This is a genomic window from Rhizobium sp. CNPSo 3670 (assembly GCF_057784555.1).
Genome location: NZ_JBXSOL010000030.1, coordinates 1 through 26,799 on the forward strand (window position 1 = coordinate 1; position 26,799 = coordinate 26,799).

30 protein-coding genes are annotated in these 26,799 nt (G+C 61.4%); 25 read left to right on the forward strand and 5 right to left on the reverse strand.

Annotation, left to right across the window (positions count from 1 at the left end):
- Positions 1-944: calcium-binding protein (locus AC13QO_RS24430; protein WP_488542116.1), on the forward strand; the 944-nt coding region annotated here is incomplete at its 5' end.
- 175 nt (positions 945-1,119) lie between these two features.
- On the opposite strand, the gene AC13QO_RS24435 is transcribed toward AC13QO_RS24430, so the two are convergent.
- Complete coding sequence (locus AC13QO_RS24435) at positions 1,120-1,293, reverse strand: hypothetical protein (protein WP_097600084.1); 174 nt, start codon at positions 1,291-1,293, stop codon at positions 1,120-1,122.
- Between the two features lie 126 nt (positions 1,294-1,419).
- Between AC13QO_RS24435 and AC13QO_RS24440 the strand changes: the two genes are divergently transcribed.
- Entirely contained in the window at positions 1,420-1,620 is a 201-nt protein-coding gene (locus tag AC13QO_RS24440; protein WP_488542117.1) for a hypothetical protein, read from the forward strand.
- A gap of 1 nt (position 1,621) precedes the next feature.
- The gene (locus AC13QO_RS24445) at positions 1,622-1,831 is read left to right on the forward strand and encodes a hypothetical protein (protein WP_085778591.1); all 210 of its coding nucleotides are present in this window, start codon (positions 1,622-1,624) and stop codon (positions 1,829-1,831) included.
- Positions 1,832-1,911: 80 nt separating this feature from the next.
- Here the strand turns inward: AC13QO_RS24445 and AC13QO_RS24450 are convergent, their stop codons facing one another.
- Positions 1,912-2,814: an SDR family oxidoreductase gene (locus tag AC13QO_RS24450; RefSeq protein WP_488542118.1), complete on the reverse strand. Its 903-nt coding sequence runs from the start codon at positions 2,812-2,814 to the stop codon at positions 1,912-1,914.
- A 91-nt stretch (positions 2,815-2,905) separates the two neighbouring features.
- On the opposite strand from AC13QO_RS24450, the gene AC13QO_RS24455 reads away from it, so the two are divergent.
- Positions 2,906-3,730, forward strand: coding sequence for a helix-turn-helix transcriptional regulator (locus tag AC13QO_RS24455; protein ID WP_085778589.1), 825 nt, complete (start codon positions 2,906-2,908; stop codon positions 3,728-3,730).
- Between the two features lie 159 nt (positions 3,731-3,889).
- Positions 3,890-4,345 (forward strand): hypothetical protein, encoded by a 456-nt coding sequence (locus AC13QO_RS24460; RefSeq protein ID WP_198175453.1) that lies wholly within the window; start codon positions 3,890-3,892, stop codon positions 4,343-4,345.
- A 651-nt stretch (positions 4,346-4,996) separates the two neighbouring features.
- Here the strand turns inward: AC13QO_RS24460 and ftsZ are convergent.
- The gene (ftsZ, locus tag AC13QO_RS24465; protein ID WP_085780110.1) at positions 4,997-6,019 is read right to left on the reverse strand and encodes a cell division protein FtsZ; all 1,023 of its coding nucleotides are present in this window, start codon (positions 6,017-6,019) and stop codon (positions 4,997-4,999) included.
- Positions 6,020-6,327: 308 nt separating this feature from the next.
- Between ftsZ and AC13QO_RS24470 the strand changes: the two genes are divergently transcribed.
- Positions 6,328-6,723, forward strand: a complete 396-nt coding sequence (locus AC13QO_RS24470; protein ID WP_085778587.1) for a hypothetical protein — start codon at positions 6,328-6,330, stop codon at positions 6,721-6,723.
- A gap of 151 nt (positions 6,724-6,874) precedes the next feature.
- Here AC13QO_RS24470 and AC13QO_RS24475 read toward each other — a convergent pair whose 3' ends face one another.
- Positions 6,875-7,354, reverse strand: a complete 480-nt coding sequence (locus AC13QO_RS24475; RefSeq protein ID WP_488542119.1) for a 2'-5' RNA ligase family protein — start codon at positions 7,352-7,354, stop codon at positions 6,875-6,877.
- Positions 7,355-7,521: 167 nt separating this feature from the next.
- Between AC13QO_RS24475 and AC13QO_RS24480 the strand changes: the two genes are divergently transcribed.
- Together AC13QO_RS24480 and AC13QO_RS24485 are read left to right on the forward strand one after the other, a co-directional pair.
- The gene (locus AC13QO_RS24480; protein WP_488542120.1) at positions 7,522-7,902 is read left to right on the forward strand and encodes a VOC family protein; all 381 of its coding nucleotides are present in this window, start codon (positions 7,522-7,524) and stop codon (positions 7,900-7,902) included.
- A gap of 43 nt (positions 7,903-7,945) precedes the next feature.
- Positions 7,946-8,428, forward strand: coding sequence for a cupin domain-containing protein (locus AC13QO_RS24485; RefSeq protein WP_488542121.1), 483 nt, complete (start codon positions 7,946-7,948; stop codon positions 8,426-8,428).
- Between the two features lie 26 nt (positions 8,429-8,454).
- Here AC13QO_RS24485 and AC13QO_RS24490 read toward each other — a convergent pair whose 3' ends face one another.
- On the reverse strand, positions 8,455-9,450 hold the full coding sequence (locus AC13QO_RS24490; protein ID WP_488542149.1) for an AraC family transcriptional regulator: 996 nt from the start codon (positions 9,448-9,450) through the stop codon (positions 8,455-8,457).
- Between the two features lie 102 nt (positions 9,451-9,552).
- Here AC13QO_RS24490 and AC13QO_RS24495 point away from each other — a divergent pair, with 102 nt between their 5' ends.
- From AC13QO_RS24495 to AC13QO_RS24575, 17 genes are all read left to right on the forward strand, one after another.
- Positions 9,553-9,921 carry a DsrE family protein gene (locus AC13QO_RS24495; protein ID WP_085778582.1) on the forward strand — a complete coding sequence of 123 codons (369 nt, stop codon included), beginning with the start codon at positions 9,553-9,555 and terminating at the stop codon, positions 9,919-9,921.
- A 94-nt stretch (positions 9,922-10,015) separates the two neighbouring features.
- Positions 10,016-11,293, forward strand: coding sequence for a bifunctional sulfur transferase/dioxygenase Blh (blh, locus tag AC13QO_RS24500; RefSeq protein ID WP_488542122.1), 1,278 nt, complete (start codon positions 10,016-10,018; stop codon positions 11,291-11,293).
- A 148-nt stretch (positions 11,294-11,441) separates the two neighbouring features.
- Positions 11,442-12,005 (forward strand): hypothetical protein, encoded by a 564-nt coding sequence (locus AC13QO_RS24505; RefSeq protein WP_085780109.1) that lies wholly within the window; start codon positions 11,442-11,444, stop codon positions 12,003-12,005.
- Positions 12,006-12,160: 155 nt separating this feature from the next.
- Positions 12,161-13,084, forward strand: a complete 924-nt coding sequence (locus tag AC13QO_RS24510) for an MYG1 family protein (protein WP_085780108.1) — start codon at positions 12,161-12,163, stop codon at positions 13,082-13,084.
- Positions 13,085-13,317: 233 nt separating this feature from the next.
- Positions 13,318-13,707: a c-type cytochrome gene (locus AC13QO_RS24515; RefSeq protein ID WP_198175452.1), complete on the forward strand. Its 390-nt coding sequence runs from the start codon at positions 13,318-13,320 to the stop codon at positions 13,705-13,707.
- A gap of 144 nt (positions 13,708-13,851) precedes the next feature.
- The gene (locus AC13QO_RS24520; RefSeq protein WP_285195787.1) at positions 13,852-14,670 is read left to right on the forward strand and encodes a cytochrome c oxidase subunit II; all 819 of its coding nucleotides are present in this window, start codon (positions 13,852-13,854) and stop codon (positions 14,668-14,670) included.
- Positions 14,671-14,736: 66 nt separating this feature from the next.
- Complete coding sequence (ctaD, locus tag AC13QO_RS24525; RefSeq protein WP_285195786.1) at positions 14,737-16,515, forward strand: cytochrome c oxidase subunit I; 1,779 nt, start codon at positions 14,737-14,739, stop codon at positions 16,513-16,515.
- On the forward strand, positions 16,512-17,225 hold the full coding sequence (locus tag AC13QO_RS24530) for a cytochrome c oxidase subunit 3 (protein ID WP_488542123.1): 714 nt from the start codon (positions 16,512-16,514) through the stop codon (positions 17,223-17,225). The genes ctaD and AC13QO_RS24530 overlap by 4 nt, the downstream gene beginning before the upstream one ends.
- Before the next feature lie 11 nt (positions 17,226-17,236).
- Positions 17,237-17,956 carry a heme-copper oxidase subunit III family protein gene (locus tag AC13QO_RS24535; RefSeq protein ID WP_064810664.1) on the forward strand — a complete coding sequence of 240 codons (720 nt, stop codon included), beginning with the start codon at positions 17,237-17,239 and terminating at the stop codon, positions 17,954-17,956.
- A 7-nt stretch (positions 17,957-17,963) separates the two neighbouring features.
- Positions 17,964-18,329 (forward strand): cytochrome C oxidase subunit IV family protein, encoded by a 366-nt coding sequence (locus tag AC13QO_RS24540; protein ID WP_488542124.1) that lies wholly within the window; start codon positions 17,964-17,966, stop codon positions 18,327-18,329.
- Positions 18,330-18,440: 111 nt separating this feature from the next.
- Positions 18,441-19,022: a dienelactone hydrolase family protein gene (locus AC13QO_RS24545; protein WP_085778575.1), complete on the forward strand. Its 582-nt coding sequence runs from the start codon at positions 18,441-18,443 to the stop codon at positions 19,020-19,022.
- A 143-nt stretch (positions 19,023-19,165) separates the two neighbouring features.
- The gene (locus tag AC13QO_RS24550) at positions 19,166-20,173 is read left to right on the forward strand and encodes a helix-turn-helix domain-containing protein (protein ID WP_488542125.1); all 1,008 of its coding nucleotides are present in this window, start codon (positions 19,166-19,168) and stop codon (positions 20,171-20,173) included.
- 103 nt (positions 20,174-20,276) lie between these two features.
- Positions 20,277-21,545 (forward strand): efflux RND transporter periplasmic adaptor subunit, encoded by a 1,269-nt coding sequence (locus tag AC13QO_RS24555; RefSeq protein WP_488542150.1) that lies wholly within the window; start codon positions 20,277-20,279, stop codon positions 21,543-21,545.
- A gap of 309 nt (positions 21,546-21,854) precedes the next feature.
- The gene (locus tag AC13QO_RS24560) at positions 21,855-22,559 is read left to right on the forward strand and encodes an ABC transporter ATP-binding protein (RefSeq protein WP_488542126.1); all 705 of its coding nucleotides are present in this window, start codon (positions 21,855-21,857) and stop codon (positions 22,557-22,559) included.
- Entirely contained in the window at positions 22,556-23,695 is a 1,140-nt protein-coding gene (locus tag AC13QO_RS24565) for an ABC transporter permease (protein WP_488542127.1), read from the forward strand. The genes AC13QO_RS24560 and AC13QO_RS24565 overlap by 4 nt, the downstream gene beginning before the upstream one ends.
- Before the next feature lie 4 nt (positions 23,696-23,699).
- Positions 23,700-24,926 (forward strand): ABC transporter permease, encoded by a 1,227-nt coding sequence (locus AC13QO_RS24570; protein WP_488542128.1) that lies wholly within the window; start codon positions 23,700-23,702, stop codon positions 24,924-24,926.
- A gap of 382 nt (positions 24,927-25,308) precedes the next feature.
- A complete protein-coding gene (locus AC13QO_RS24575) occupies positions 25,309-26,799 on the forward strand; it encodes a right-handed parallel beta-helix repeat-containing protein (RefSeq protein WP_488542129.1) in 1,491 nt (496 codons plus the stop codon).

Consider the following 26,799-nt stretch of genomic DNA (forward strand, 5'->3'; position numbering starts at 1 on the left):
TCACCGGCGCAGATGATGGTCCAGCTCGGCAGGCTCCGACCGACATTAAGCTGACGCCCGTCGTTCCGGCGGACAGCGTCAACTTCAATAGTTTCGAGTTCAGTGGTCTGCTGTCGGCGACTGATCCCGACGCGGGTGGATTCAGCTTCAACATTGCTTCGCAGTCGAATCCGGGCTTGTTTTCGATAACCGGCAATACGCTTCATTCGAGTGCACTATCGACGAACGGTACATTTTCAGTGACGGTAACGGCAACGCAGACCGGTGATCCTATAGGGCCGACCTTCGAAAAGACCGAGACGTTCACTGTAATCACCGGTGGCAATGGCAACTCAGTGGACAATCCGACCGGTGGAACCGGCGACGATGTGCTCTACGGTGGCGGCGGTAACGATATGATGTTTGGGCTGGGAGGTGACGACACTCTTTTCGGTCAAGACGGCAACGACACGCTAAACGGTGGTGCTGGCAACAACATTCTTACCGGTGGCGTGGGAAATGACACCTTCTTTTTCCAAAAGTTTGCCACCACCACTAACCATATGACTGATTTCAATGCTGGGACGAATAGCACAACCGTTGACAGGTTCCAGTTGGACGTTGGAGGCGGCACATTCGAGTTCGCCGTCGGCAACAACAATACAATTGTGGACAATGTGAAGGTGGGGAGCAACGCCACGATCAATGTTGCCGGAACGGAGGTTGCTGTCAAAACAGACGTGAGCGTCACGAACGCAACCGTCCAGAGCACCATCGATGGTTACGGCAACATAACCACAGGGGCATTGTTCGTGTTCCACAATACGGATCTCGGCCATGCGGCGGTCTACTACGATCAGAACCCAGGTTCAGCCGGCGGCGCGGTGCTGGTGGCGGAATTCGACAACATCACCACCCTCGGCGGGCTTGCGAATTTTAACTCGGGCGACTTCTTGTTTGGTTGAGGCGGTTTGGGATTGCGTAACGAGGTAGTTTTCCGACAGCAGCCGGACTGAAGGTCATTTCGGCGGCCGGGCCTGACGGGGCCTCTCGGGAGTCTGTGCGCCCAGAGCTCTGGGCGCACAGGTTTTGTCGGGTGGCAGATAGTGTCATGTCACGCGTTACGGCATCCCGCTCACCTCAATTGGTCCCATCGTTTGGTCTTGCCTTTGCGCTGTCATTGGTAGTGTCCGACGCGGTTTTTCCGTCCGGTTGCTGGCCGAAATAGGTGCCGCCGAGATGGCCGCCGGCGCTGGTGTTTCTGACCTGCTGTTCGGCGCGTTTCTGAAGTTCTCGAACGTTGGTCTTGCTCATGTTCGGCTCCTTTTTCGAGGTTCTCGACTTTTCACCAACCGATGGGGACCGGGACTGTTCCAAATTTTCTGCCGGAACACTTCCAGGCTTTCGCGGTTTTTCCTATTCAACCAAGGAGAAACGACGATGGGCATGACCACCCCCAAGGACGGCGCCCCCGGCACCACCGATCAATCGCCTCGGTGGGAAGGACCGAAGGGAAACACCCCGCGCGGATATCTCAAACCCAAGGACGATCCGGACAGGAATCGCGACGCCAATGGTGAGAACAACCGCGATCCTGAAATGAACGAAATTTCCGACGCTATGAAGCAGAAAGGCGAATGACATGGGCAATCCGAAAAAGGACGCCGCCGGTCAGTTTGCCAAATCCCGAGCTGACCGGAAAGCCAGCGGCGTTGCCAGCGCCAAGCCGACTGTGATCACCGGCTCGGAGGACGCCACGGTGAACAAGAACCCGCCGGGTAAAAAGAAGCCCGAGAAGGACTGGGACATCAATTACGATCCCGCCGATATGAATGAGGGACGGATGCGCTGAGCCGGTAGCGCACCCGCCTCATCCGACGCGGCCCCTTGCGGGGCAACTCAGGATGAGGCTCGTGAGCGATGGCCCGACATTCAGGCTTGGGCTGCCCCGGCAAAATAGGCCGGGTGGTCGATATCGGCGAGCAAGCCAGGTTCCATGGGCTGCCAGCCGAGGAGAGTGCGGGTGTGTGCACTCGAGGTGGGCACGTCGAAGCCGGCGAACATTCCAAACCAGCCAAAATGCTCAGCCGCCTCTTGCCGCGACAGCGAGACGGCAGGCACGCCGAGGCGGCGGCCGATGAGCTCCGCAATCTCCCGGAAGGGCACACCCTCTTCGGCGACCGCGAGGAAGGGGCCACCGCTGGCGCCATGCTCCAGCGCCAGGCGGTAGACCCGGGCGGCATCGCGCCTGTGCACGGCTGGCCAGCGATTGCCCCCGTCGCCGATATAGGCGGAAATTCCTTTCCGCCGGGCGATATCAATCAGGATCGGGATGAAGCCGTGATCGCCATGGCCGTGCACTGATGGCGGGAGCCGGACGGTGGAGGCGCGCACGCCGCGGGCGACAAGCGATGCCGCAGTGATTTCGGAGGCGCGGGGATAGGTTTCGGTCGTTGGCATCGGTGGGTCCTTCTCCGTGCCGATGCGGCCAGGCGCATGGCCAAGGCCCGCTGTGACCAGCAGCGGATGGTTGGAGCCCCGGAGGGCTTCGCCGAGCGCCTCGATGGCGCGCCGGTCGGCGGCGCAACTCTCCGCGAATTTCGAGAAGTCATGGTTGAAGGCCGTGTGGATGACGCCGTCGGCCTCAGCCGCGCCGCGCTTCAAACCCTCCAGGTCGTCAAGCGTGCCGCGCTGGACCTCGGCTCCTGATGCCGCCAGTTCGGCCGCTCCCTTGTCCGAGCGGGCGAGACCGAGAACCTGATGGCCGGCGCCGATCAACTCCTTGACGACGGCCGAGCCCACCCAGCCTGTGGCTCCGGTAACGAATATGCGCATGTCGATATCTCCTGATTGGACGCAGACAGATATCGAGCAGGCTGATATCATGGTAAAGTAGTGATCTTATCATGGTATAAAAGCTAACAGGATGAGCGAATTCGTGGCCTCCGAAAACCGGCTCGGCGCCTACCTCAAGGACCGCCGCGCCAAGCTTGATCCCGTCGCCCTCGGCTTTGCCGGCGACCGGCGCCGTACGCCGGGGCTTCGCCGCGAGGAGGTGGCGAGCCGCGCCAATATCAGCCCCACCTGGTACACATGGCTGGAGCAGGGCCGCGGCGGTGCGCCTTCGGCCGACGTGCTCGACCGGATCGCGCGCGCTTTGATGCTAACGGATATCGAGCGCGAGCACCTCTTTCTGATTGGGCTTGGCCGCCCGCCCGAAGTGCGCTACCGCAGCGACCAGGGCATCACGCCACGGCTGCAGGGCGTGCTCGACGCGCTTGATCCGTGCCCGGCGCTGATCCGCACCGCGATTTGGGACGTGGTCGGCTGGAACCGGGCGGCGACCGTGCTACTGACCGACTACGGCGCGCTGCCGCCGGAAGAGCGCAACGTGCTGCGCTTCATCTTCCTCGACCCGCGCGTGCGCGCTGCTCAATATGACTGGGAAAGTGTCGCCCGCTTCGTCGTCGCCGCCTTCCGGGTGGATGCGGCGCGCGCAGGTGCTGCCGCCGAGGTGGAGCCGCTGGTCGACGAACTCTGCCGCAAGAGCCCAGAATTCCTGGCCATGTGGCGCGACAACGATGTGCGCACCCATGGCGAGGGCGCCAAGCACATCAAGCACCCGGCGCTCGGGCTGCTCTCCTTCGAATATTCGGCCTTTCAGGTAGACGGCCGGCCGGATCTGAGCATGGTGGTGTATAAACCGGCGACGGCGGAGGATGCGGCGAGGATCAAGAGTTTGCTGGAGTGACGGGTTTATCCGCGTTATTTACCAGCGAGCTAATCGGTTCACCGTTATCGGGAATTTTTCACCTATTAGCTGTGCTAAGCGATAACAACGCCTCAATCCGGACATATCTACAGTGATGCTGTGCATCGATGCGAAAGCCGGGCGGGTGGGGGATTTCAAATGAATTTGTATCGTGCTGTGGTTTTGGTCGCCGCTTCGAGCTTGGTCGTGTTGTCAGCGTCCGCAGCATCCGCCTGCAGTTGCAAAAAAATGTCCGACAAGGAGAAATTTGCCAGTTCCGATCTGGTCGTAAGGGGTCGCATGAAGTCGGTGACCGTCGGCGTCGATATGCCAGATCCAAAATCGAACAGCGACATACCGCGCTTGGTGCGCGGCGAGTTCGAGGTCGAGAAGGTGCTGAAAGGAAGCTTTAAGGGCAAGATACTGCCAATTCATACGGGTTTCGGAACCGGAGACTGCGGTCGTTTGGCAGAGTTTCTGACCGGGACGTATTTATATCACGACAGGAAAATGAACGTCGTCGAATTCGGCATGTCAAAAACCGAACTTCCGGGGCAGACCTTCTATTTTACGGGAATTTGTGATTACGCGAAATTTCCGGAGAAACAACAATAACCACGGCCCTTCCTCGACGCGGTGAGCGCTGGAACCGATCCCTTTTCATCGGGATTTAACGTTAGCAATTGAAAGCGCAAAGCGTCGCCCGCACACCCGCCTCATCCTTCGAGGCTTCAGCTTTCGGCCTCCGCACCTCAGGATCAGGCTCTCTCGAGCTCTGGTGCTGCATTCTCCAACGTCTGCCGTCAGGGGGCGGCATCCCACGACGTCCCTTATGCTGAGGCGCGTAGCCCGTGAGGGCGAAGCCTCAAAGCATGCGTCGCAAGGTTGATTCTTGCCGGCACGCGCGCGCACACTGAGCTCGATCGAATCCATAACTCGTAACGGATACGGCTTTGCAGCCGACGGCACGTTCGTCTTCGGCGATTCCTAGGGCAGTGAGGGTATCGGTGACGGCATCCGACTTCGCGACCGCGGTCAACAGGCAGCGGCATCAACATCGCGTGCCGGGGGACCGCGGCAGATGCTCTCTGCATCTCAAGCACTGAGACTGTCAAAATCTCCATGGTGCACGACGCCTTGGACATACACTTCGTCCGATTGGCCTTCACAGGCCTAATACCGACTTTGCCCCGCCCATTCTCCACTGGCGGGACAACGTTTATCTGGCAGCCCGGCCATGACTGAGCCGTGGTAATAACGACCGTATTACTGCAGCGTGCGCGTCTGAATCGGTTCAGCCGGCGCGTGAGAAGGGGACGCGGAGAGAGAGCTGCCTTCCAGGCCGGTCGCCACCACCGAGACGCGGAATTTGCCGTCGAGGCTGCGGTCGAAAATCGCGCCGACGACGATATCGGCGTCGTCCTGCACTTCGTCGCGAATGCGGCTTGCCGCTTCGTCCACTTCGAACAGGGTCATATCCGAGCCGCCGGAGATCGAGATCAGCACGCCTTTGGCGCCCTTCATCGAAATATCGTCCAGTAGCGGGTTGGCGATTGCCGCTTCCGCCGCCTTCATCGCCCGGCTTTCGCCGGCGGCTTCACCGGTGCCCATCATGGCGCGGCCCATGCCCTGCATGACCGACTTCACGTCGGCGAAATCGAGGTTGATCAGACCTTCCTTGACGATGAGGTCGGTGATGCAGCCGACACCGGCAAAGAGCACGCGGTCGGCTGTCATGAAGGCATCGGCGAAGGTGGTTTTCGCATCGGCGATGCGGAAGAGGTTTTGATTGGGAATGACAATAACGGTATCGGCGGCCTGACGAAGCGCCTCGATGCCAGCCTCCGCCGTCCGCATGCGGCGATTGCCCTCGAAGGTAAACGGCTTGGTGACGACGCCAACGGTCAGGATGCCGGCCGCACGTGCGGCGCGCGCGATGACCGGGGCTGCGCCCGTGCCCGTTCCTCCGCCCATGCCGGCGGTGACGAAACACATGTGTGATCCTGCCAGGTGATCCATGATCTCGTCGAGCGATTCTTCTGCCGCCGCATGTCCGATTTCCGGCAGGGAACCGGCGCCGAGGCCCTCCGTCACATTGGCGCCGAGCTGAATGCGGCGCGATGCCTTTGAGGTGGCAAGAACCTGGGCATCGGTGTTTGCGGCGACGAATTCGACGCCTGCCAGCTTTTCCGCGATCATATTGTTGATCGCATTGCCGCCGCCGCCGCCGACGCCAACCACCGTGATTTGCGGCCGCAGCCCGGTAATGCCGCTCTTGGCGTCCGTCATCGTCTTCTCCTTTGATATCTCGTTTCCGCACGCCCTCGTCGCGGACAGCGAATCGGCGTCGAGCATAGTCGCCCAACAAGGCAGAGGCGAGGCGAAAGAAGCGGTGGCGCCTTGAGCGACGCGAAGTTCTCGTCAGCTCTGCGTCGGCAAATCCGAAGCGGCGGGCAAGTGCATGTCCTCTCGCAGTGGGACGCAGGCGAGACATCCTAGCTGTGCTGCTGATTTGGATCACAAGCGCCGGCGGGGCGTGAACTAAAGCCGCGCCGCGGTGTTTACAGGCATACCTCTTCTCTGAAAGGAACATCCCCATGCAAAGACTCTTGCTCTCCGGTCTTGCCCTTGCAGCATCGGCCGCCACCGCCTTCGCCCAACAGCCGCCCGCTCCACCACCCGCCGGCGAGCCACCCGCAGCGAATGAGCCTGCATCGCCAGCCCCGCCTGCGCCTGATGATGAGAGGGTGATGCGTCACGGGGCGGATGAGCAGTCCCGAGATCGCCCCGACTACCGCTGGCATGGTTCGAGAGGCGACATGGGCTTCCGTGATTATCGCGGTCATCGCCTGCCGCCGCCGTCCAAGGCGGCCCGGTTCCAGATCGAGGATGGAAATACCCGGATCGACCTGAAATGCGCTGAGGACGAACCGACGAAGGTTTGCGCCGATCTGTTGCTCCAGGTGATGGATCGCCTGCAGGGCCAGGATTGACTTCGCGCAGCCGCGCTTGTCACGCAAGGCGCGCCAGCTTTGATTGGCAGAAGGCAATCATTGATTCTTCCAGGACTTGATGCCGACCGATTTTCAGCATTCAGCCCTTCAATGATTGGCTGGGCTTGCTGGCGACCGGTGCTGTCGGCGATCATCTCGACGCCAGCCTAATTTCGCTCAAGACATCCACCGGCGGAAATCGCACACAGTCTGCGGGATCAAAAGTCACCGAGAATTGCCTCCGGTTCCGATTTGCCCAGCTGATCGCTGCCTGCAACCTTGCCTTCGGGATTTTGGCGGCGATCGTGCAATGCGGCACCCAGTTGCCGGGCCAATAGTGCTCGTGACAGTGGACGGGCTCGATTTCCCGGTGAAGCGCCGCATGCAACTGGAAGACCCACTCGTCGTGATCCGGCCGCGCCCATAAGACGAGGAATTGGTTCTCGAAGGAACCGATCCGTGAAAAACTTAACGTAACGGCAGGGCGGCTGCGGAAAACACGCTCGGCTGCCTCTGCCAACCGGTCGACCGCAATCTCCGGATAAACGGCGAGGGTGACATGAGGCGGATAGTTCTTGAAAACCGGGGAAGCGGTGTCGTTCAGACATTTGAGGGTGATCCCGAAAGGCATTTGCGAGCGTATCCGATCCGTTCCTGTAGACCATAAACGCACGCCAGTCGATGTCGAGCGGCCAAAAGGACTGATTGCGGCCGGCGCACATTGCCATCGGGAGATGCGCGTGACAGGCTCGAAAGGAGGACATCAGTCATGACAGGAAACGGAATGGGAGAGATGAGATGATCGATCACATCACCATCGCTGTGAGTGACCTCGAGAAGAGCAAGGCATTCTACGAAAGCGCTCTCGAGCCCCTTGGCTACCGCTGCGCCTTCGGCAAGCAGGGGGTATTCTGGGCCTTCGACGTCGGCGGCAGCCTGTTCGAGATCCAGCGCACTGACGACAAGCCGCCGCTCACGCGTGTGCACGTCGCCTTCCGGGTGCGAGACAGGGCAGAGGTCGCGGCCTTTTATCAGGCGGCGCTTTTGGCCGGAGCGCGAGATAACGGTGCGCCCGGTCCAAGGCCGGAATATGCCGAAAACTATTACGCCTGCTTCGTTCTCGATCCCGATGGATACAATAGCGAGGCAATGATCAATGAACCCGTGCCGCAGGCGTGAGGACGTCGGACTCATAGGATATCGCCGCCGGGGGAGGTCGATTATGCCGAGTTTCAAAAATGCCGTTGTTTCTTTGCCTGGCAGGGAGCGGGTCGCGAAGACGCCGTTCGGGGCGAGAATCGTCATTCATGCCACGGCCGCCGAAACCGGTGGCGCGTTCGGCATGTGGGAAACCTTTACGCCGCCGGGGCATGGCCCGGCTCCGCACACGCACACGCGGGAGACGGAAGTTTTTCGGATCATCCGCGGGCTCTATCGATTCCAGTGTGGCGACGAGGAATTCGACGCACCGGTGGGAACCGTCATCGTTCTGCCGCCACATATACGCCATAGCTGGCGAAATATAGGCGAAGAACTTGGCCAGATGTTCGGCACTGTGACGCCGGGCGGCTGCGAACAATTGTTTATCGATATCGAGACCTCAGGCGCTGATACGCCTGAAAAGATCGCCGTGATCGAAGCGAGGCTCGGGATCGTCAACGACATGACGCTGGCTCTCGGATTGACCGGACCGCAACCGCACTGACCAGGCGCACCCGGTTGGGCGGTTGTTCAGCTTCGGACCATAGCCCGCCATGCTGCTGGCGGAGTGGCAAAAGCACGGGAGAAGGCCCGATTGAAAGCGGCTTCGGTGGCATAACCGGCGTCGCAGGCGATCGCCGCAATCGGCCGGGCCGTGGTGGCGAGCGCTGTGCTGGCGAGGGTGAGACGCCAGTCCCTGACATAGCGGATTGGCGAGGTGGTCAGCATCTCCTGGAAGCGATCGGCGAGCGCGCTGCGCGAGAGGCCGGCAGCCGCTGCCAGCTGTTCCAGAGACCAGTCACGGCCGGGGTCGCCATGGATCAGGGAAAGGCAGCGCGAGAGAGCAGGGTCGGCAAGTGCAGTGAGCCAGCCTGTTGCCTTTGGCGCGGCCATGGTGATCTGATGGCGCAGGATCTCGATGAAAATGATCTCTGTCAGCCGCGGCAGTATGGAGACGCCGCCAGCGCGCGGCCGATCGACTTCATCGACCATCTGGCGGATGGTGGCGCGCAGCCAATCGCCGTCATTGGCGGCACGGGTTCTCACATGGATGAGCTTCGGTAGCGACTGGCGCAGAGGCCCAAAGCTCAAGCCGTCCCACTGCAGATAGCCGCAGAGCAGCCGTACCCCGTGTGCCGCCGCGCCATAGCGCAGCACCGGAATTTCACGCCACGGCTTCTGCGGCAGGTCGCGGGTCGGCAGCACCAGCATGCCGTCCTTGCCCGCGCCGAGCTGATGCCCGGTACCGAAGGGAAAGACCACTACGTCGCCGGCCTCCAGATCGGTCTCTTCGCCTTCCGTTTTCAGCCAGCAGCTCCCGGCCACGAGGATGTGAAAGGGCATGGTGCCATGTGCCTTGGCCGAAAGACCTGCCAGTGACGGCTGAGCGTCCGCCTGCCAGTCGCCTGTCGGCATGAAGCAGAACTGCAGTGAGCCGGAAAGGCGGATGGTTGCAAGCAGCGACGAAAGCACGTCGTCCCGCGCGACACCCTGAGCGTCTGGATTTTCAGGCAAGACTTCAAGCATTACGGCCAAATACGCGCCCCGCGCATCCTCCTATCATCAGCTCGTTCACACCAACCGGACAGCTTCGCTGGGATGAAAACGTCAACTCACTGGGAGAATACTATGCAAACGCCAAGCGACAAACTGGTCGTACTGATCACCAAGGGCATCGATTCCGAACTGTCCTCCGTCGCCTTCACTATTGCAAATGGCGGCATCACCGCCGGGCTGAAGGTCTCGGTGTTCCTTACGAGCACGGCGGTCGACCTGGTGCGCAGGGGCGGTCAGCGGTTGACGCATGTGCCGCCGCTCGATCCGCTTCCGAGCCTGATCGACAATTTCCGTCAGCGCGGAGGTACGATCTGGGCTTGCCCGCCTTGCGTGACCTCACGCGGTTACACACAGGAGGACCTGCTCGACGGAGTCGTCATCGTCGGCGCCAGCGCCATGCATGCGGAGATCAAACAAGGGGCGGCGACGCTGTCGTTTTGAGCAGACGCCTCTATTCTTGCGCTCGGCAATATACTTGTGAGATTGTACGGCTATACGTGCGATACTGCGTGATGAGGGCGGCGCGGAGGCTTCGATGATGCCGGTGAGGGTCAATGAGCGGCTATCGGTGGCGGGGCAACCCGATCCAGGCGATTTTGCCGATTTCGCCAAGGAGGGCTTCGCCGCCGTCATCAACGCCAGGCCCGATGGGGAGGCGGGCGAGCCAGGCAATGCGGCAGAAAAGTTTTCCGCTGCCGCCGCCGGGCTTTCCTACAGTTTCGTGCCGGTGAACGGCAACGAGATTACCGAGGCCGACATTCGCGCCTTTCAGGCGGCGATGGCTGAGGCGAAGGGACCGGTCGTCGCCCATTGCAAGAGCGGCACGCGGGCATTGACGCTCTATGTGCTCGGCGAGGTGCTCGACGGGCGGATGAAGCCGGCGGATGTCCAGACCTTCGGCGAAGGCCTTGGCTTCGATCTTGCCGGCGCACGCCGCTGGCTCGAAAAGGCGGCAAGCCGACGACCTCGGGTGAAGGCCTTCTTCGAACCCCGGACCTGCAGCGTGCAATATGTCGTGTCCGATCCGGCGACAAAACGCTGTGCCATCATCGATCCGGTGCTCGACTTCGACGAGATGTCGGGCGCGACGGGAACGGTGAACGCCGATGCCATCCTTGCTTACATCGAGAGCGAACGGTTGACGGTCGAGTGGATTCTCGACACGCATCCGCATGCCGATCACTTCTCCGCCGCCCATTATCTCAACGAAAAGACTGGCGCGCCGACAGCGATCGGCGTCCATGTCACCGATGTGCAGAGGCTTTGGAAGGAGATCTATAACTGGCCGGCGCTCGCGACCGACGGCTCGCAATGGGACCGGCTCTTTGCCGATGGCGACTCGTTTGAAATCGGCGGTCTTACGGCTCGAGTGATGTTTTCGCCCGGCCATACGCTGGCATCGGTGACCTATGTGGTCGGCGACGCCGCCTTCGTGCACGATACGATGTTCACGCCGGATTCGGGTACGGCGCGCACCGATTTTCCCGGCGGCAGCGCGACCGCCCTCTGGCACTCGATTCAGGCGATCCTATCGCTGCCCGAGGAGACCCGCCTCTTTTCCGGCCACGATTATCAGCCCGGGGGTCGTCACCCGCGCTGGGAAAGCACGGTCGCAGCCCAAAAGCGCGCCAATCCGCATATTGCGGGAATGGACGAGGCCGGCTTCGTGGCGCTGCGTGAGGCGCGCGACCGTACGCTGCCCAAGCCGAAGCTGATGCTGCATGCGCTGCAGGTCAACATCCGCGGCGGTCGGCTGCCGGAACCAGAGGAGAACGGCCGCCGGTATCTGAAGATCCCGCTGGATGCTTTATGACGGCGACGGCGAGGCGGCGACGGCCGCCATGAGCTCGCTGGCCTTTTTCCCGGATTGGCCTATGATTTCCTACCGCCCCGTGCTTTGCGCATCTGATAGGACGCGCGGCGCCGGAGGGCGTGTGCGCCCGCTCGAACGGAGTTTCGAAATGCTCGAACGAAATCAGCTTCCTTTGCGCCCGGCAGCACCCGGTTTCGCGGTCGCCTGGGTCACGGTCATTGCCGGCGCCAGCGTCGCTCTCAGCCTGCTTTTTGCCTGCGTTACGCCTTTCGTTGCCCTGGCGGCAGTCTCGGCGGTCGTTCTTCCCCGGAAGATGGCGATAATGGCGGTGCTGTTCGCCTGGCTTGCCAACCAGACGGTCGGATATCTCATACTCGGCTATCCCCAGACCTTCGACAGCTTTGCCTGGGGGCTGACGATCGGTGTCGCCGCATTTGCATCGCTCGTGGCATCGCTCGGCGTGCTTCGCCTCAAGGCCAGCCTTGCCGCCACCATGGCCGCCGCCTTTATCGCCGGGTTCGTCGCGTATGAAGCAGTGCTCTTTGCAGCGACGGTAGCGCTTCCGTCCGGCGATGGCGCGTTTTCGGCAGCGGTCGTCGCCGAGGTTCTTTTGATCAATTCTCTGGCCGTAATCGGGCTGATCTGCCTGCATATCGGCGCAGCGGCCGGGCGCGCGCTCGTTGCAGCACAGCCGGGACCGGCGCTGCCTTAGGCCACTGCCCTTACACATATCGGTTCAAAGCTGCCCTGTCGCCTTCCGACACTATGCAGAATGCGCGAAGCCGGGTTGAGATAGCGGCCGGCAACGGCTATCTCGTTCAGACCCGCAAGCGGATCCTCCGCCAAACCATAAGGCGCATAGCTTCGATGAGCCCCGATTTCCTCGTTACCCATTCCGGTGGTTTCCATGCCGACGAGCTGCTGTCGAGCGTCATCCTGACGCGGCTTTTCCCGCAGGCGCGTCTGATCCGCAGCCGGGCGCCGGAATGGATCACGCCAGCCCCGGACCGGATCATCTATGATGTCGGCGGAGCCTATGATCCTGCCGCCGGCATATTCGATCATCATCAGCGCGGCGCGCCACTGCGAGACGACGGCCAGCCCTACAGTTCGTTCGGCCTGATCTGGAAGCACTACGGCCGCGAATATCTCGTAGCCTCCGGTCTCCCCGATCATCATGTCGAAGCCCTGCACTCCACTTTCGACATCGGTTTCGTGCTGCCGATCGACCTGACCGACAATGGCGCGCTCAGCCCTTCGGGCCCTTTGGCCAGCCTGACGCTGCCGGCGCTGCTCGAGACCCTGAAACCGGTGTTCGATGAGGAGGAACCCGAGGCTGACGATCGTGCCTTCCGTGCGGCGCTGGCCATTGCCCGCAGTTTCATCGATGCCGGGATCGCTCAGAGGGCCGCAAAACTGCGAGCCGAGGCGATCGTGTATCGGGCGATCGAGGTTGCTGGGCAGGGGCGTATTCTGGAATTGCCGAGAGGGATGCCCTTCCGTCCCGCCATCGTCAAGGCCGGCGCCGATCACCTGCTGTTCGTCGTCCACCCGCGCGAAAAGGATTGGTGCGTGACCGGCATTCGCCGTGGCGACGACGGGTTCGAGCTCCGGGCCGATCTGCCGGCAACCTGGGCCGGCCTTACCAATAGTGAGCTGGAGGCGGTCTGCGGCATCGAGGGCGCTAGCTTCTGCCATAACGGCCGCTTTATCGCTGCCGCCAAAACCCGGGAGGCGGCGCTTGCCATGGCCGAATTGGCCGTGCAAGAGGCGCTTTCGATCGGAGTATAAGTCGGGTGTTCGCGGCGCCATTCTCCAGCAGATCACCGCGTGCTGACCGGTTTCGGACCCGGTATTTGCATCGGGCCACAAGATATCGGATTGCGCCCAAGTGCCAGCAATCGTGGAAGCGATTGACTTGCATCCGCGAAGGACTAACTTTAACCCGTAGCAACCACCACCCCCGCGCGAATGATGGCCGAGGGTGAGAGTGGCTGGCGACCTTGAGGAGGATGAGGTTTGCCGTGGATTACCGTGCTGTTCTGCTGATTACTGCATCCGTCATTGCCCTTTTCCCTCTCAACGCTGGAGCGCAGGAGGGGGATGCGACGGCTGGCGCCACCGTTTTCAAGAAATGTGCCACCTGTCATGTCGTCGAGTCCGATACGAACAAGGTGGGTCCGTCACTGAACAAGCTGTTCGGCCGAAAGGCCGGAACGCATCCTGATTTTGCTTATTCTGCGGCGATGAAGGCGGCCGGCGAGGGTGGTCTCGTTTGGGACGAGGCGACGTTGCGTGACTATCTGCATAATCCGAAAGCCAAAGTGAAGGGCACCAAGATGGCCTTCGCAGGAGTGAAGGATGACCAGGAAATCACCAATCTCATTGCCTATCTCAAACAATATTCTCAATGACGGGCAATACTCCAAATGACGATTTGCCGGCGGCGGCGCATGCCTAAATCGCCGTAATTGCCGACATTTTCTATTTGTGCGATAATAAACTCGACATTTTTGTGGAGTGCGGTTTCACGGTCGGTCGGCCCAGGAGGGGCGGAAATGGCTGTTGTGCTGATTCTCGTCTTGGTTGTCATTGGCTCCGTGCTGTTCCACGTGCTGAGCCCGTGGTGGTGGACGCCGATCGCGTCCAACTGGAGCTATATCGACAACACGCTCGTCATCACCTTTTGGATCACCGGCATCGTTTTCGTGGCGGTGGTTTCGTTCATGGCCTATTGCGTCTTCCGCTTCCGCCACAGACCGGGCAATCGGGCGCATTATGAGCCTGAAAATCGCAGACTGGAATTGCTTCTGGCCTCGGGAACGGCGGTTGGCGTCGCGGCAATGCTGGCGCCTGGCCTGATCGTCTGGAACCAGTTCATCACAGTACCCGCCGATGCCGGATCGGTCGAAGTCGTCAGCCAGCAGTGGCTGTGGAGCTTCCGCCTGCCGGGCGCGGACGGAAAGCTCGGCCGCGCCGAGACGCGTGACGTCACTTCCGACAATCCGCTGGGCCTCGACAAGAACGATGCAAACGGCCTCGACGACATCATCGTCGAAGGCGGCGAGCTTCATCTGCCGATCGGAAAGCCCGTGCACATATTGCTGCGCTCCGTCGATGTGCTCCATGATTTCTACGTGCCGGAATTCCGCGCCAAGATGGACATGATCCCCGGCATGGTCACCTATTTCTGGCTGACACCGACACGCACGGGCACGTTCGAGATCCTCTGTGCCGAACTTTGCGGCGTCGGTCATCCGCAGATGCGCGGCACCGTCATTGTCGACAGCGACGCGGACTATCAGACCTGGCTCGGGCAGCAGCAGACATTCACTCAGCTGACGGCGTCATCGGGAGAGCCGCCGCCGGCAAACTGAACTGGCGGGAAGACGGCCGGAGGCCGCAGGCCGCTCTAACCAAGGGCTGACATAGGAGGAGATATCATGGTCGAGATTCCGTCCGGCAGCGCAGGTGTCATCCCGACCGCCGAAGTCGAGGATGTCGAGCTTTATCATCCGCACAGCTGGTGGACGAAATATGTGTTCAGCCAGGATGCCAAGATCATTGCCGTCCAATATTCGCTGACCGCCATCTCGATCGGCCTAGTGGCGCTGGTGCTCTCCTGGCTGATGCGCATTCAGCTCGCCTTTCCCGGCACTTTCGCCTTCATCGATGCCGATCACTATTACCAGTTCATCACCATGCACGGTATGATCATGGTGATCTATCTGCTCACTGCGCTCTTCCTCGGCGGCTTCGGCAACTACCTCATCCCGCTGATGGTCGGTGCGCGCGACATGGTGTTTCCTTATGCGAACATGCTGAGCTACTGGATCTATCTGCTGGCGGTGCTGATCCTCGTCGCCGGCTTTTTCGCGCCCGGCGGCCCGACGGGGGCCGGCTGGACGCTTTATCCGCCGCAATCCGTTTTGTCAGGCACACCCGGCGGCAAGGACTGGGGCATCCTCTTGATGCTGACCTCGCTGATCGTCTTCATCATCGGTTTCACCATGGGCGGCCTGAACTATGTGGTGACCGTGCTGCAGGGACGCGCGCGCGGCATGACGCTGATGCGGATGCCGCTCACCGTCTGGGGCATCTTCACAGCGACCGTTATGGCGCTCTTGGCCTTTCCGGCGCTGTTCGTCGCCTGCGTCATGATGATGTTCGACCGCCTGCTCGGCACCAGCTTCTTCATGCCCGCCATCGTAGAGATGGGCGAGCAGCTCAAGCATGGCGGCGGCAGCCCGATCCTGTTCCAGCACCTGTTCTGGTTCTTCGGGCATCCGGAGGTCTATATCGTCGCGCTGCCGGCTTTCGGCATTGTTTCGGATCTCATCAGCACGCATGCGCGCAAGAACATCTTCGGCTACCGGATGATGGTCTGGGCGATCGTCATCATCGGGGGCTTGAGCTTCGTCGTCTGGGCGCACCACATGTATGTCAGCGGCATGCACCCGGCCTTCGGCTTCTTCTTTGCCACCACGACGCTGATCATCGCCATCCCGACGGCGATCAAGGTCTACAACTGGGTGCTGACGCTCTGGCGAGGCGATATCCATCTGACGCTGCCGATGCTCTTTGCGCTCGCCTTCATCGTCACCTTCGTCAACGGCGGTCTGACCGGCCTATTCCTCGGCAATGTCGTCGTCGACGTGCCGCTGTCGGATACGATGTTCGTCGTTGCGCATTTTCACATGGTCATGGGCGTGGCGCCGATCCTCGTCATCTTCGGGGCGATCTATCACTGGTATCCTAAGGTGACGGGACGCATGCTGGACGAGACGCTCGGCCATATCCACTTCTGGATCACCTTCCTCGGCACCTATGCGATCTTCTTTCCAATGCATTATCTCGGCCTGCTTGGTGTGCCGCGCCGTTATTTCGAGATGGGAGAGACGGCCTTCGTGCCACCGTCTGCTCATACGCTGAACATCTTTATCACCGTCATGGCGCTCGTTGTCGGGGCCGGGCAGATCGTCTTTCTGTTCAACCTGGTCTGGAGCCTTTTCCAGGGCAGGGAGGCTGGCGGCAATCCTTGGCGGGCGACGACGCTCGAATGGCAGACGCCTGAGACGCCGCCCGCACACGGCAACTGGGGCAGCGATCTGCCCGTCGTCTACCGCTGGGCCTATGATTACAGCGTGCCGGGGGCGGACGAGGATTTCATTCCGCAGAATGTGCCGGCAAGCGGCGGCGGAACGCGGGAGGTCCCGGCATGAACGTCGTGCTGATCTTCCTCGCTGCCATAGCCGCCATCATGATCTGGTGGCTGGCCGGACAGCGGCTGACCTCGAAGCCCTGGCTTGAAACCGGCTCGCTGCAGCAGCCGGATCATCATGGTGCAGACCGGCCCCCTGTGCCTGCGGTGAAAATCGGCCTCTTCGTGTTTCTAGCAGTCGTCGGCGCGGTGTTCAGCCTTGCCGTCAGCGCCTATTTCATGCGCGCGGCCTCAGCGGACTGGTGGGGGATGCCGGTTCCGCGGTTGCTCTGGGTGAACACCGCGGCACTTGCCTTGAGCAGCGCGGCACTGCAATGGGCCAAACATCAAGCACAGCATGGTCGCATGGAAAGCCTACGGCCGGCGCTTGCGACAGGATTTGCGCTAGCCGTCTTCTTTCTCGCCGGGCAGATCCAGGCATGGCGGGAATTGACGGCGGCCGGATACATCCTGGCCGACAATCCCGCCAACAGCTTCTTCTATATGCTCACCGGCCTGCACGGGCTGCATATTTTGGGCGGGCTTGCTGTGCTCGCGCATACGACGGTCAAGGCGTTCGCAGCCGATGTCGCGCCGGATAGACTGCGGCTCAGCGTCGACCTATCGGCCATCTATTCGCATTTCATGCTCGCCGTCTGGCTTTTGCTCTTCGCGCTCTTTGCCGGCTGGGCGAATGATTTCGTCGATCTCTGCCGCACGTTGATAAGCTAGGGGATTTGCAGATGGCACATTCTGTCCAGACACACGGTGAGGCAGACCTCAGGCCCGCGGGCCTTCGCGGAGTCGCGGCCGATTTCAGCTCGGATCAGCGCGCCTTCAAGACTGCCTCCTGGGGCAAGGCGATGATGTGGATTTTTCTGCTCAGCGACACCTTCGTCTTCGGCTGTTTCCTGATCGCCTATATGACTGCCCGCATGTCGACGCCCGTCGCCTGGCCCAATCCGAGCGAGGTCTTCGCGCTCCACATCGGCGGCCAGGACGTGCCGCTGATCCTGATCGCGATCATGACCTTCGTGCTGATCTCCAGCAGCGGCACCATGGCGATGGCGGTCAATTTCGGCTATCGCCGCGACCGCCGCGTGACCGCGATACTCATGCTGCTGACGGCACTTCTTGGCGCAACCTTCGTCAGCATGCAGGCTTTCGAATGGACGAAACTGATCACCGAAGGCGTGCGCCCCTGGGAGAATCCATGGGGGGCAGCCCAGTTCGGATCGACCTTCTTCATGATCACCGGCTTCCACGGCACCCATGTGACGATCGGCGTCATCTTCCTCCTCATCATCGCCCGCAAGGTCTGGCGGGGCGATTTCGACGTGGAACGGCGCGGCTTCTTCACCAGCCGGAAAGGCCGCTACGAGGCCGTCGAGATCATGGGCCTCTACTGGCATTTCGTCGACCTCGTCTGGGTCTTCATCTTCGCGTTTTTTTATCTGTGGTGAGGTCGTCATGAGCGAGACAACGGCGCATGCCCAAGCCCAAACGGCGCATGCACAAGCACACACGGGACAGCAACATCCGATCCGGCTCTATCTCTTCGTCTGGGGCCTACTCTTCGTGCTCAGCGCTTTTTCCTACCTGGTCGATTATTTCGGCATTCAGGGCTATCTCAGATGGACGCTGATCCTTCTGTTCATGATGCTGAAGGCCGGGCTGATCGTCGCGGTCTTCATGCATATGGCCTGGGAGCGGCTGGCGCTCGTCTACGCCATCCTGTTGCCGCCGGTGCTGGTGCTGGTCTTCGTGGCACTGATGGTATCGGAATCGCAATACACGATCTTTACGCGGCTCGCCTTTTTCGGCGCGGCCCCTTAAATATTGTCGTCGGGGGCTGAGTGCGACGTCCGAGATGACTGCCGCAGGCCCGGTCTGAACTCCTCTGAACTTTCTTATCGAACGGGCCAACACCTCGACGGGAGACGCCTTATGGCTGAGATATTGCTTTTCCACCACGCACAAGGGTTGACCCCTGGAGTGCATGCCTTCGCAGACGACATCAGGGCGGCGGGCCACATCGTCCACACGCCTGATCTATTCGATGGACGCACGTTCCTTAGCATCGAGGAGGGGCTCGCCTATATCGGCGAGATCGGATTCGACACCATCAGAGAACACGGCGTCCGGCTCGCCGACGAACTGCCTCCCGAACTGGTCTATGTCGGCTTCTCGTTTGGCGTGCTCCCAGCGCAGAAGCTGGCGCAAACACGGCCTGGAGCCCGCGGGGCTCTGCTTTTTTATTCCTGCCTGCCGATCAGCGGCGAGTGGGCCTTCGGACCCTGGCCGGAGAGCGTCCCGGTCCAGATCCACGGCATGGACAACGATCCGATCTTCGTCGGCGAGGGTGACATCGATGCCGCCCGCGAAATCGTGGCGAAGGTCGCGGACGCGGAGCTTTTCCTCTATCCCGGCGACCAGCACTACTTCGCCGACAGCTCGCTTCCGACATATGACGCGGATGCTACCGCGCTGCTCACTGCCCGTGTGCTTGCGTTTCTGGAGCGCGTCTGATCCGGCGCTGATGGCCCGCTCGAACCCCGCGACCGTAAATCTAAAATTCCCATATAAAATATGTCCTGAAACATGATGAAGGTCGCGCCGGGCGCCGGACTCGGCAATGATGGCGCCGTTCGTCATTCCGATCTTGGAGTCCCATGATCTTCATTCCGCTTCCCTTCGTCGTTGCTCTCCTGCTGCTCATCCTCTTCGTCGCTGTTCTCAGGCGCGATGAGGAGGTGGCGCCGAACCTGCCTTTTCTGGCGCTGATCCTGGTCTCGGCGCTGCAATCCGCGCTTTCCGGCCTGCGTTGGGGCTATGGTGTGCAGGGCGTGGGGCTGGTTGCGCCCGTGATTGCAGCAGTGGTGCCGCCGCTTGCCTATGGCGGGGTTTCCAGGCTGGTGAGGACGAGCCGGCGGTCGCTTGCTGGGCGGATCGGGCTGCATGCCGCGCCCGCTATCTTCATCCTGCTGCTGGTGACCTTCTGGCGGGATTCGATCGACGTGGCGCTGGTGCTCATCTTCTTCGGTTACGCCGTGGCAATCCTGCTTTTGATGCGCCCGGGGGCGGACGCGCTGCGGCTCGCGCCCTTCGAAGGCGCCGTGCCGGCCTATCGGGCGATCATCTTCGCGGCAGCCGCGCTTTGTCTCTCGGCCGCTGTCGATATTCTGGTCTTCCTCGATTTCATCTCAGCGCATAGCGAGCGGGCGCTGGCACTGATCAGCGTGGGAAATCTCGCCGCCCTCGTTATCCTCGGCATTGCTGCGGCAGCCGCTAGCCGCAGCCGGGTGCCGCCGGAAATAACAGAGGTAGCGCCGAGGTCTGATACCAGCGAGGACAAGGGGACGATCGCGGCGGTCGATGCGCTGATGGAGGCAAAGAAGCTTTATCGCGACGCCAATCTCAACCTCGACCGGCTGGCCCGCAAGGCCGGAATCCCCGCCCGTCAGATCTCGGCGGCGATCAATCGGGCGATGGACAAAAACGTCTCGCAGTATGTCAACGACTACAGAATCGGCGAGGCCTGCCGCCTGCTCTCCGCCACCGAAAAATCGGTGACCGAGGTGATGTTCGAGGTCGGCTTCCAGACCAAGTCGAATTTCAATCGGGAGTTCCGGCGCGTGACCGATATGACGCCGGTGGCTTGGCGGCAGAGGAATAGGTGAGCGGCAATCACCCGCCCTCGTCCTTCGAGGCTCCGGCCTCTGGCCTACGCACCGCAACAACACGGTTGCTGAGGTGCCCCGCAGGGTCCTCGAAGGAAGAGGACTGCGCCAATCTTTCCTATCCAAGTACACAATCGCGATCGAGGACCGCCTGAAACATGTTCGAGGTCGCGGCTTTATCGCCGGTGGCCATTCTGTCGGCATGAACACGACATCGGAACATGAACGACACCTTGCCGCCAGGCTCAGATCGCTTTCGATCGAGCCCGCGGCCTTGGAGACAAAGCCGCCGGAGCGCCGAGCCCGGCGGCTGAAAGCGGCAACGATGCTGGCCCTTGCGGGGGCGGTGTCGCTGGCGGCGGTTTACCGGCCAGATGCGCTCGAGCGGATCGAGGTGGCGCTTGCAAGGCTTGTGGGCGATGACGCAGCGTTACCGGCTGATGGAGCGGCGTTGCCAATTATGGATTTGCCTGAGGATGCGACGGTTGAAAAAGCCACGCCAAATCAGGACAGCGTCGCACTGACCAGGGGTACGACCGCGGCAAGCCGCGAGATCACAGGCTCCGGTTATGTCGTGGCGCCCGACATCGCCACCGTTTTTTCCAAATATGAGGGGCGGATCGTCGCCATCGAGGTCGCGGCCGGCGATCCGGTCGTAACCGGCCAGGTGCTCGTGCGGCTTGATGATGTTGGTGCACGCTTCGCGCTCCGTGGCGCTTACATAGCTGGGCGGGCGGCGGAGTTGGCGCTGGAGGCGAGGAATATCGAGCTTGCCCAGGCGCGGTCTTCGCTGGATCGTGCAGAGCGGTTGGCTGGGCGCGACGCCATGTCGGCCGAGGCGCTGGAGGCAGCGCGCACCACCTTCGATACGGCCGGAAATGCCACAGAACAGGCAAGGCAGGATCTCGAAAAGGCGAAGCTCGATCTCGACAGGGCGCGCGAGCAGATGGAGGCGCTGACCGTGCGGGCGCCGATTTCCGGCACCGTGACGCGGCTTGATGCGCATGTCGGCGACACCGTGCTGTCGCGCGAGGATAGCGTGCGGGAGAACGAAAGCCTGCTTGCCATCACCGATACGGCAAGTCTGGTCATCGATGCCGATGTGGCCGAGGTCAATATGGCGCTAATGCACCCGGGTCTCAAAGGCGAGGCCGTGCTCGACGGCTTTCCCGATAAGCCCTTCGCGGTCGAAGTGGCGAAAGTTGCGCCAGTCATTTCCAAGGAGAAGGGCACCGTGACGTTGCGCCTGTCGGCCTCTTCGCCGCCACCGGGCATGCGGCCTGCAATGGCGGCGCGCATTCGGCTGGTGGTGGGCGAGGAGGCGGGTGTTCCTGTTTTTAGAGGCGATCCTGCGGATCGCGGGTCAAGATGAGAATGGTGGATGCCGCGGTTGTCCCCTGCGGGAGGCCTTCTGGCCGGAGAGAGTGGACGTGCCCGCGCAAAGTCTGCGCTTGCCCCCCTTCTCCCCAGCGGGGGAGAAGGTGGCCCGAAGGGTCGGATGAGGGGGCGCACGGCACTCCGTTCATTGCCCTTCGCTTGCGCTCAGCGCACTCGCTCCTCTCGTCGCTCACCCCCTCATCTGCCTGCCGGCATCTTCTCCCCGCTGGGGAGAAGGGCGTTCACGGCAGCCTCTCCGTCCCTCAAATCTCGGATTAGTCAAGCAACACCAAGGAGCAGAACCATGACAGACACCACAGAATCCTATATCGCCCTTGTCGGCGTCAGCAAGTCCTTCAGAATCGGAGCGGAGACGATTCCGATCTTTTCCGGGCTCGATCTCTCCATTCCGCGTGGCGATTTCGTTGCGATCATGGGACCCTCTGGTTCCGGGAAATCGACATTGCTCAACATGCTCGGTGGTATCGACAGCCCGGATGCCGGCGAAATCAGGGTCGGCCGCAGTCGTATCGAGCAGATGGGCGAAGGAGCAAGGGCGGTCTGGCGGGCACATGCCATGGGCATCGTCTTCCAGTTTTACAATCTACTGCCGATGCTGAATGCGGCGGAAAACATCGAGCTGCCGCTGCTGTTGAAGCCGCTCGGCCGCAAGGAGCGGCGGGCTCGCGTCGATACGGTGATGGATCTCGTTGGGCTTGCGGGCCGGCAGCGGCAGTTTCCCTCGAGCATGTCGGGCGGGCAGCAGCAGCGCGTCGGCATTGCCCGCGCCATCGTCACCGATCCCGGTCTTATTCTCTGCGACGAGCCGACCGGCGATCTCGATCGCAAATCGGCCGATGATATCCTAGAGATGCTGAGTTTTCTCAATCTCGAGTTTCAGAAGACCATCATCATGGTCACGCATGATCCCGAGGCCGCTTCCTTTGCCCGGCGCACGCTACGTCTCAACAAGGGCGAATTCATCAGCGAGGAAAGGACGGGCCGATGACCTTCCTCCAGCTTATGCGGCGCAATGTCTGGCGCAAGCGGCTGCGCGCCATTTTGCTGATGTTTTCAGTCGGCGTCGCCTTCCTGATCTACGGGCTTACGGCGAGCTTCGTTAGCGGCAGCCAAGGAGCGGCCGGCGCCAGCAACAATCTGCTCGGCGTCTTCAACAGATCGAGTCGCGGGCTGCCGTTGCCGCTTGCTTACCTCAACCGGATCGCGGCCGACCGGGATGTCGCCGCAGTCGCCTATACCGCACGCATGCGGGGCTTCGTCGAGGTCGAAAAGAATGTGGTTGCCGTCAGCGCCGTCGATCCACAGGCGATCGCCGCCGCCAACGGCGACGAGCTCAAACTGACGCCGGAGTTGATCGCGGCATTGGAAGAGGCCGGTGATCGGGTGCTGGTCGGCAGGGCACTGGCGGAAGCCGAGGGCTGGTCGATCGGCCAGCGCATCGGCTTTACCGGGCAGCTTGCCAGGACTGACGGCAGCCGCAATTGGAGCTTCACGATCGCGGGTATTTTTGAGGGCGCGGATGCCGGCACCGATACCTATTTCATGCTCGCCCGCTACGACGCCCTCAATGCCGCTCGTGCGCGCGACAAGGATACTGTCGATGCCTTTGTGGTACGTCCGCGCCCGGGCGTGTCACCAAGTGTGCTGGCAGCGCGGATCGATGCTCTATTCGCAAATTCGGCGGCGCAGACGAGGACGCAGTCGGAAAAGCAGTTCCTTGAAGCGTTTCTCCGGCAATTCGCTGATATCGGCCTGATCGTGAGCCTCGTCGTGGGGGCGGCCTTCGTCACCATCCTGATGATCGCGGTCAACAGTATGCTCTTCGCAGTGAGGGAGCGGCGTTTCGAGATCGGCGTCTTGAAGGTGCTCGGCTTTTCCAGTCCGCGGATTCTCGCGCTCATTCTTGGCGAGACATTGTTTATCTTTCTTGTCGGCGGCGCGGGCGGACTTGTCCTCGCCAAGCTTGCGACGCTTTCCATCGGACCGGAGTTCGGCCTCGTCTTCGGCACGAGCGTGCTTGCGAAATCTCTCGCCATCATGGCAGGGCTCGGCCTGCTGACCGGGCTGTTGCCTGCGGTGATCGCCGTGCGCCTGCCCATCGTCAACGCCTTCAGAACGAGATAATCCAATGTTATCAACGCTCAAGCAGACCTTTCTTATGATCAGAGTCAACCTTGGCAGCTTGCCGCGCCGGCTGTGGATCTCGTTGTCGATGGTGCTGTCGGTCGCTCTCGTCGTGGCGGTGCTCTCAGGTTTCCTGGCGATGGCGCACGGTTTCGAGGCCGCGCTCGCTGGCGCCGGGTCGGCTGATATCGCCGTCATTCTCGGCGGCGGCACCAACCAGGAGACCGGTTCGGAGGTGCCGGCCGAGGCAATCCGCAGCCTTGCGGCCATGAGCGGCGAGACCGGGATCGCGCGCGACCGCGCGAGCAATCCGGCATTGTCGCGCGAGACCGTCGTTCCCATCGATGTCAGGCAAGGCGAAGGCGTCGAGCAGACGCTGTCGCTCAGAGGCATGGATCCGGCGGGCCCCGGCTTGCGTGAACGCGCGCGGCTTTCGCGGGGGCGGCTGTTTTCGCAAGGCGCGCGTGAGATCGTCGTCGGTGCCCGCATCGCCGATACTTTTCCTGGTTTCGCAGTTGGCGACACGATCCGCCTTGGCGCGCTCGACTGGAGGATCGTCGGGCATTTCACTTCAGACGGCAGCGCCTTTGAATCCGAGATCTGGGCGGATCTGGAGGCGGTGCAATCGGCTTTCGATCGGCAGGGGCAGGTGCAGAGCCTGCGTGTCCGCCTCGATGGCGGAGGCGATCCCGCAAGAGCACTGGCGACGTTGCGTGATCGTCTGTTGGCCTTGCCCGGTACACCGCTCGTCGTCGTTTCCGAGGCTGATTTCTACGCCGGCCAAGCCGAGCGCACCGAAAGCCTGATCCGCCTATTCGGCTGGCCGATCGCGCTCCTGATGGCGATCGGCGCGGCGGCGGGTGCCTTGAATACGATGATGAGTTCGGTTTCCGACCGCAGCGTCGAAATCGCGACACTGCGCCTCCTCGGTTTTGCCCGCCTGCCGGCCTTCGTCGCTACCTGGGTGGAGGCGGTACTCCTGTCGGCGGCCGGCGCCGGACTCGGTGTCTTCGCCTCCAAGCTCGCTTTCGATGGTTTGCAGGCAAGCACGATGGGCGGCAACACGACCAGGATGGCCTTTCAGCTCGACGTCACTCCCGACGTGGTGTTCACCGCCGGCCTTCTTGGCCTTGCCATCGGCATCCTGGGCGGCGCCCTGCCGGCGATTGCCGCCGCTCGCCTGCCGCTGACTTCGGCGCTGCAGGCGAGGGGAGAAATAGCGCAGAGATGATCGCCCGCCCCGTCATTCGAGAGGCCCTCTGGCCTGCTCACGATCGGGGCTGATTGGCCAAGCTGGCGCTGGGGCTTCATGCGAATCGCGAGCAGAATCACTGCGGTACAGCCTGGAAGGAAGATATCTCGCTGCCCGACGTTCCTCGATTTATTCGCCTCTGAGTCGCCATTTTGCCTGTTTGGGTTGCGGCTTTTCAGCGCCTTGTCGGACCGGGCGCCGTTGCCTGTGGAACAAAACCCGTAAACCGGTCGCTGCCGCATTGACAACATCTTCTCGCCTTCTTGCCGTGGACGGTTGCCCCGGCCGCAGGACGATCGGCCGATCCCGGTCGGTCTCAGTGGCGACATAGCGATCCGACGAACAGGGCAACATTGGTGATATGACAATCTACTATGTGAACTCAGCGACTGGCTCCGACCGCAACGGTGGGACGAACCAGAACTCGGCTTTTGCGACTTTGTCCAAAGTGGAATCCTTGGCTCTGAAACCAGGCGACAGCGTGCTGCTCGCCAAGGGGAGCGTGTTCAACGAACAATTCGATATCAAATATTCCGGCAGCGAGAGCGCGCCGATCAAGATCGGCAGTTACGGGACGGGGGCGGCCCCCATCATCCACAGCGGCGGCGACGGCATCCACAGTCTTTATGCCTCCAACATCGTGATCGAGAACCTCAAGATATCGAACACCGGCGGTGCGGGCATTTATGGCGGCAATGTCACGAATTGGACGGTGCGGGACGTCGAGATTGCCAAAACCGGATTATTGAAAAGTGCAGGTGCGATCACCTTCCGGACCAGCAAGAATGTCACGGTCGAAGGCAGCAAGATATCGGACGTCAGGGGCGACGGCTTCTGGATTCAGAAAGTCGAAGGTGTCAAACTTCTGAACAACGCCGTTACCAGCGCGAATGGCTCGACGGCAGATGCCGTGCAGATCAACGACAGCAGCAGTATTCTGGTCAAGGGTAATCATCTCGACCAGACCCATGCCAGCAGCCCCAAGGGCGTTATCGCGTTAATCGGGGCTGCAAATGCCGTGGTCGAGGACAATGTGCTCACCGGCGGCGGCTTCGGTATCAGCGCGCAGGTGGGCAAGAACGTCGCGATCCACGACAACGACATCTCGGGATATCATGGTTACGACTGGTCCTTTGCCATCGGTCTCGGCGACCAGGGCGACGCGCGAGACTACGATATCGCCGGCAATCATATCCATGATGGCGCATGGGGCGTGGTCATCACCGCCCCCATCGGCAGCCCCAGCTATGTCCGCACGAATATCAAGGTCCACGACAATGTCTTCAATGACCTGTCTCAGGCGGCGCTGAAGCTCGACAGGCCGGCATCGGGCTCTTTTTACAACAATACCGTCGAGAGTGGCGTCACGGCCACCAGCATTGCGCGTTCCGTTGCCGACGCGCACACCTTTTCCGTCAGCAACAACCAGACCATCGCCAATGTCGAGACTGTGCTGGCGATCTCGGCTACCAAGGCTGCCGCTACGACGGAAGCGGCCATGGATGCCGCGGTCGTCGCTGCCCATGACAATTTGAAGATCATCACTGACACCGGTGCGGCCCATCACGGCAATCTTCTCGAAAACGACAGCTCAGACAACGGAACCCTGGCGCTCCGTCGCTTCGGCCACGAAACCGTCGGCAAGCACGGACTGACTCTGACGGGCGATTATGGCGTCATCCATGTGGAGCGCGATGGCAACTATTCCTACACGCTCGATGAAACGAAGCTCCCCGACCATGATGGACATGTGAGCGAATCCTTCAGTTACGAAATCAATGATGGCAACTCGCATCATAGTGACGCGGATGCGCTGACCGTTTACATCCATATGGATGGCTTGCTGAGCTGA

Excerpts from the sequence above, each read along its gene's own strand:
- AC13QO_RS24435 (WP_097600084.1), bottom strand. The coding sequence starts at position 1,293 with ATGAGCAAGACCAACGTTCGAGAACTTCAGAAACGCGCCGAACAGCAG.
- AC13QO_RS24440 (WP_488542117.1), top strand. The coding sequence starts at position 1,420 with ATGGGCATGACCACCCCCAAGGACGGCGCCCCCGGCACCACCGATCAA.
- AC13QO_RS24445 (WP_085778591.1), top strand. The coding sequence starts at position 1,622 with ATGGGCAATCCGAAAAAGGACGCCGCCGGTCAGTTTGCCAAATCCCGA.
- AC13QO_RS24450 (WP_488542118.1), bottom strand. The coding sequence starts at position 2,814 with ATGCGCATATTCGTTACCGGAGCCACAGGCTGGGTGGGCTCGGCCGTC.
- AC13QO_RS24455 (WP_085778589.1), top strand. The coding sequence starts at position 2,906 with ATGAGCGAATTCGTGGCCTCCGAAAACCGGCTCGGCGCCTACCTCAAG.
- AC13QO_RS24460 (WP_198175453.1), top strand. The coding sequence starts at position 3,890 with ATGAATTTGTATCGTGCTGTGGTTTTGGTCGCCGCTTCGAGCTTGGTC.
- ftsZ (WP_085780110.1), bottom strand. The coding sequence starts at position 6,019 with ATGACGGACGCCAAGAGCGGCATTACCGGGCTGCGGCCGCAAATCACG.
- AC13QO_RS24470 (WP_085778587.1), top strand. The coding sequence starts at position 6,328 with ATGCAAAGACTCTTGCTCTCCGGTCTTGCCCTTGCAGCATCGGCCGCC.
- AC13QO_RS24475 (WP_488542119.1), bottom strand. The coding sequence starts at position 7,354 with ATGCCTTTCGGGATCACCCTCAAATGTCTGAACGACACCGCTTCCCCG.
- AC13QO_RS24480 (WP_488542120.1), top strand. The coding sequence starts at position 7,522 with ATGATCGATCACATCACCATCGCTGTGAGTGACCTCGAGAAGAGCAAG.
- AC13QO_RS24485 (WP_488542121.1), top strand. The coding sequence starts at position 7,946 with ATGCCGAGTTTCAAAAATGCCGTTGTTTCTTTGCCTGGCAGGGAGCGG.
- AC13QO_RS24490 (WP_488542149.1), bottom strand. The coding sequence starts at position 9,450 with ATGCTTGAAGTCTTGCCTGAAAATCCAGACGCTCAGGGTGTCGCGCGG.
- AC13QO_RS24495 (WP_085778582.1), top strand. The coding sequence starts at position 9,553 with ATGCAAACGCCAAGCGACAAACTGGTCGTACTGATCACCAAGGGCATC.
- blh (WP_488542122.1), top strand. The coding sequence starts at position 10,016 with ATGATGCCGGTGAGGGTCAATGAGCGGCTATCGGTGGCGGGGCAACCC.
- AC13QO_RS24505 (WP_085780109.1), top strand. The coding sequence starts at position 11,442 with ATGCTCGAACGAAATCAGCTTCCTTTGCGCCCGGCAGCACCCGGTTTC.
- AC13QO_RS24510 (WP_085780108.1), top strand. The coding sequence starts at position 12,161 with ATGAGCCCCGATTTCCTCGTTACCCATTCCGGTGGTTTCCATGCCGAC.
- AC13QO_RS24520 (WP_285195787.1), top strand. The coding sequence starts at position 13,852 with ATGGCTGTTGTGCTGATTCTCGTCTTGGTTGTCATTGGCTCCGTGCTG.
- ctaD (WP_285195786.1), top strand. The coding sequence starts at position 14,737 with ATGGTCGAGATTCCGTCCGGCAGCGCAGGTGTCATCCCGACCGCCGAA.
- AC13QO_RS24530 (WP_488542123.1), top strand. The coding sequence starts at position 16,512 with ATGAACGTCGTGCTGATCTTCCTCGCTGCCATAGCCGCCATCATGATC.
- AC13QO_RS24535 (WP_064810664.1), top strand. The coding sequence starts at position 17,237 with ATGGCACATTCTGTCCAGACACACGGTGAGGCAGACCTCAGGCCCGCG.
- AC13QO_RS24540 (WP_488542124.1), top strand. The coding sequence starts at position 17,964 with ATGAGCGAGACAACGGCGCATGCCCAAGCCCAAACGGCGCATGCACAA.
- AC13QO_RS24545 (WP_085778575.1), top strand. The coding sequence starts at position 18,441 with ATGGCTGAGATATTGCTTTTCCACCACGCACAAGGGTTGACCCCTGGA.
- AC13QO_RS24550 (WP_488542125.1), top strand. The coding sequence starts at position 19,166 with ATGATCTTCATTCCGCTTCCCTTCGTCGTTGCTCTCCTGCTGCTCATC.
- AC13QO_RS24560 (WP_488542126.1), top strand. The coding sequence starts at position 21,855 with ATGACAGACACCACAGAATCCTATATCGCCCTTGTCGGCGTCAGCAAG.
- AC13QO_RS24565 (WP_488542127.1), top strand. The coding sequence starts at position 22,556 with ATGACCTTCCTCCAGCTTATGCGGCGCAATGTCTGGCGCAAGCGGCTG.
- AC13QO_RS24570 (WP_488542128.1), top strand. The coding sequence starts at position 23,700 with ATGTTATCAACGCTCAAGCAGACCTTTCTTATGATCAGAGTCAACCTT.
- AC13QO_RS24575 (WP_488542129.1), top strand. The coding sequence starts at position 25,309 with ATGACAATCTACTATGTGAACTCAGCGACTGGCTCCGACCGCAACGGT.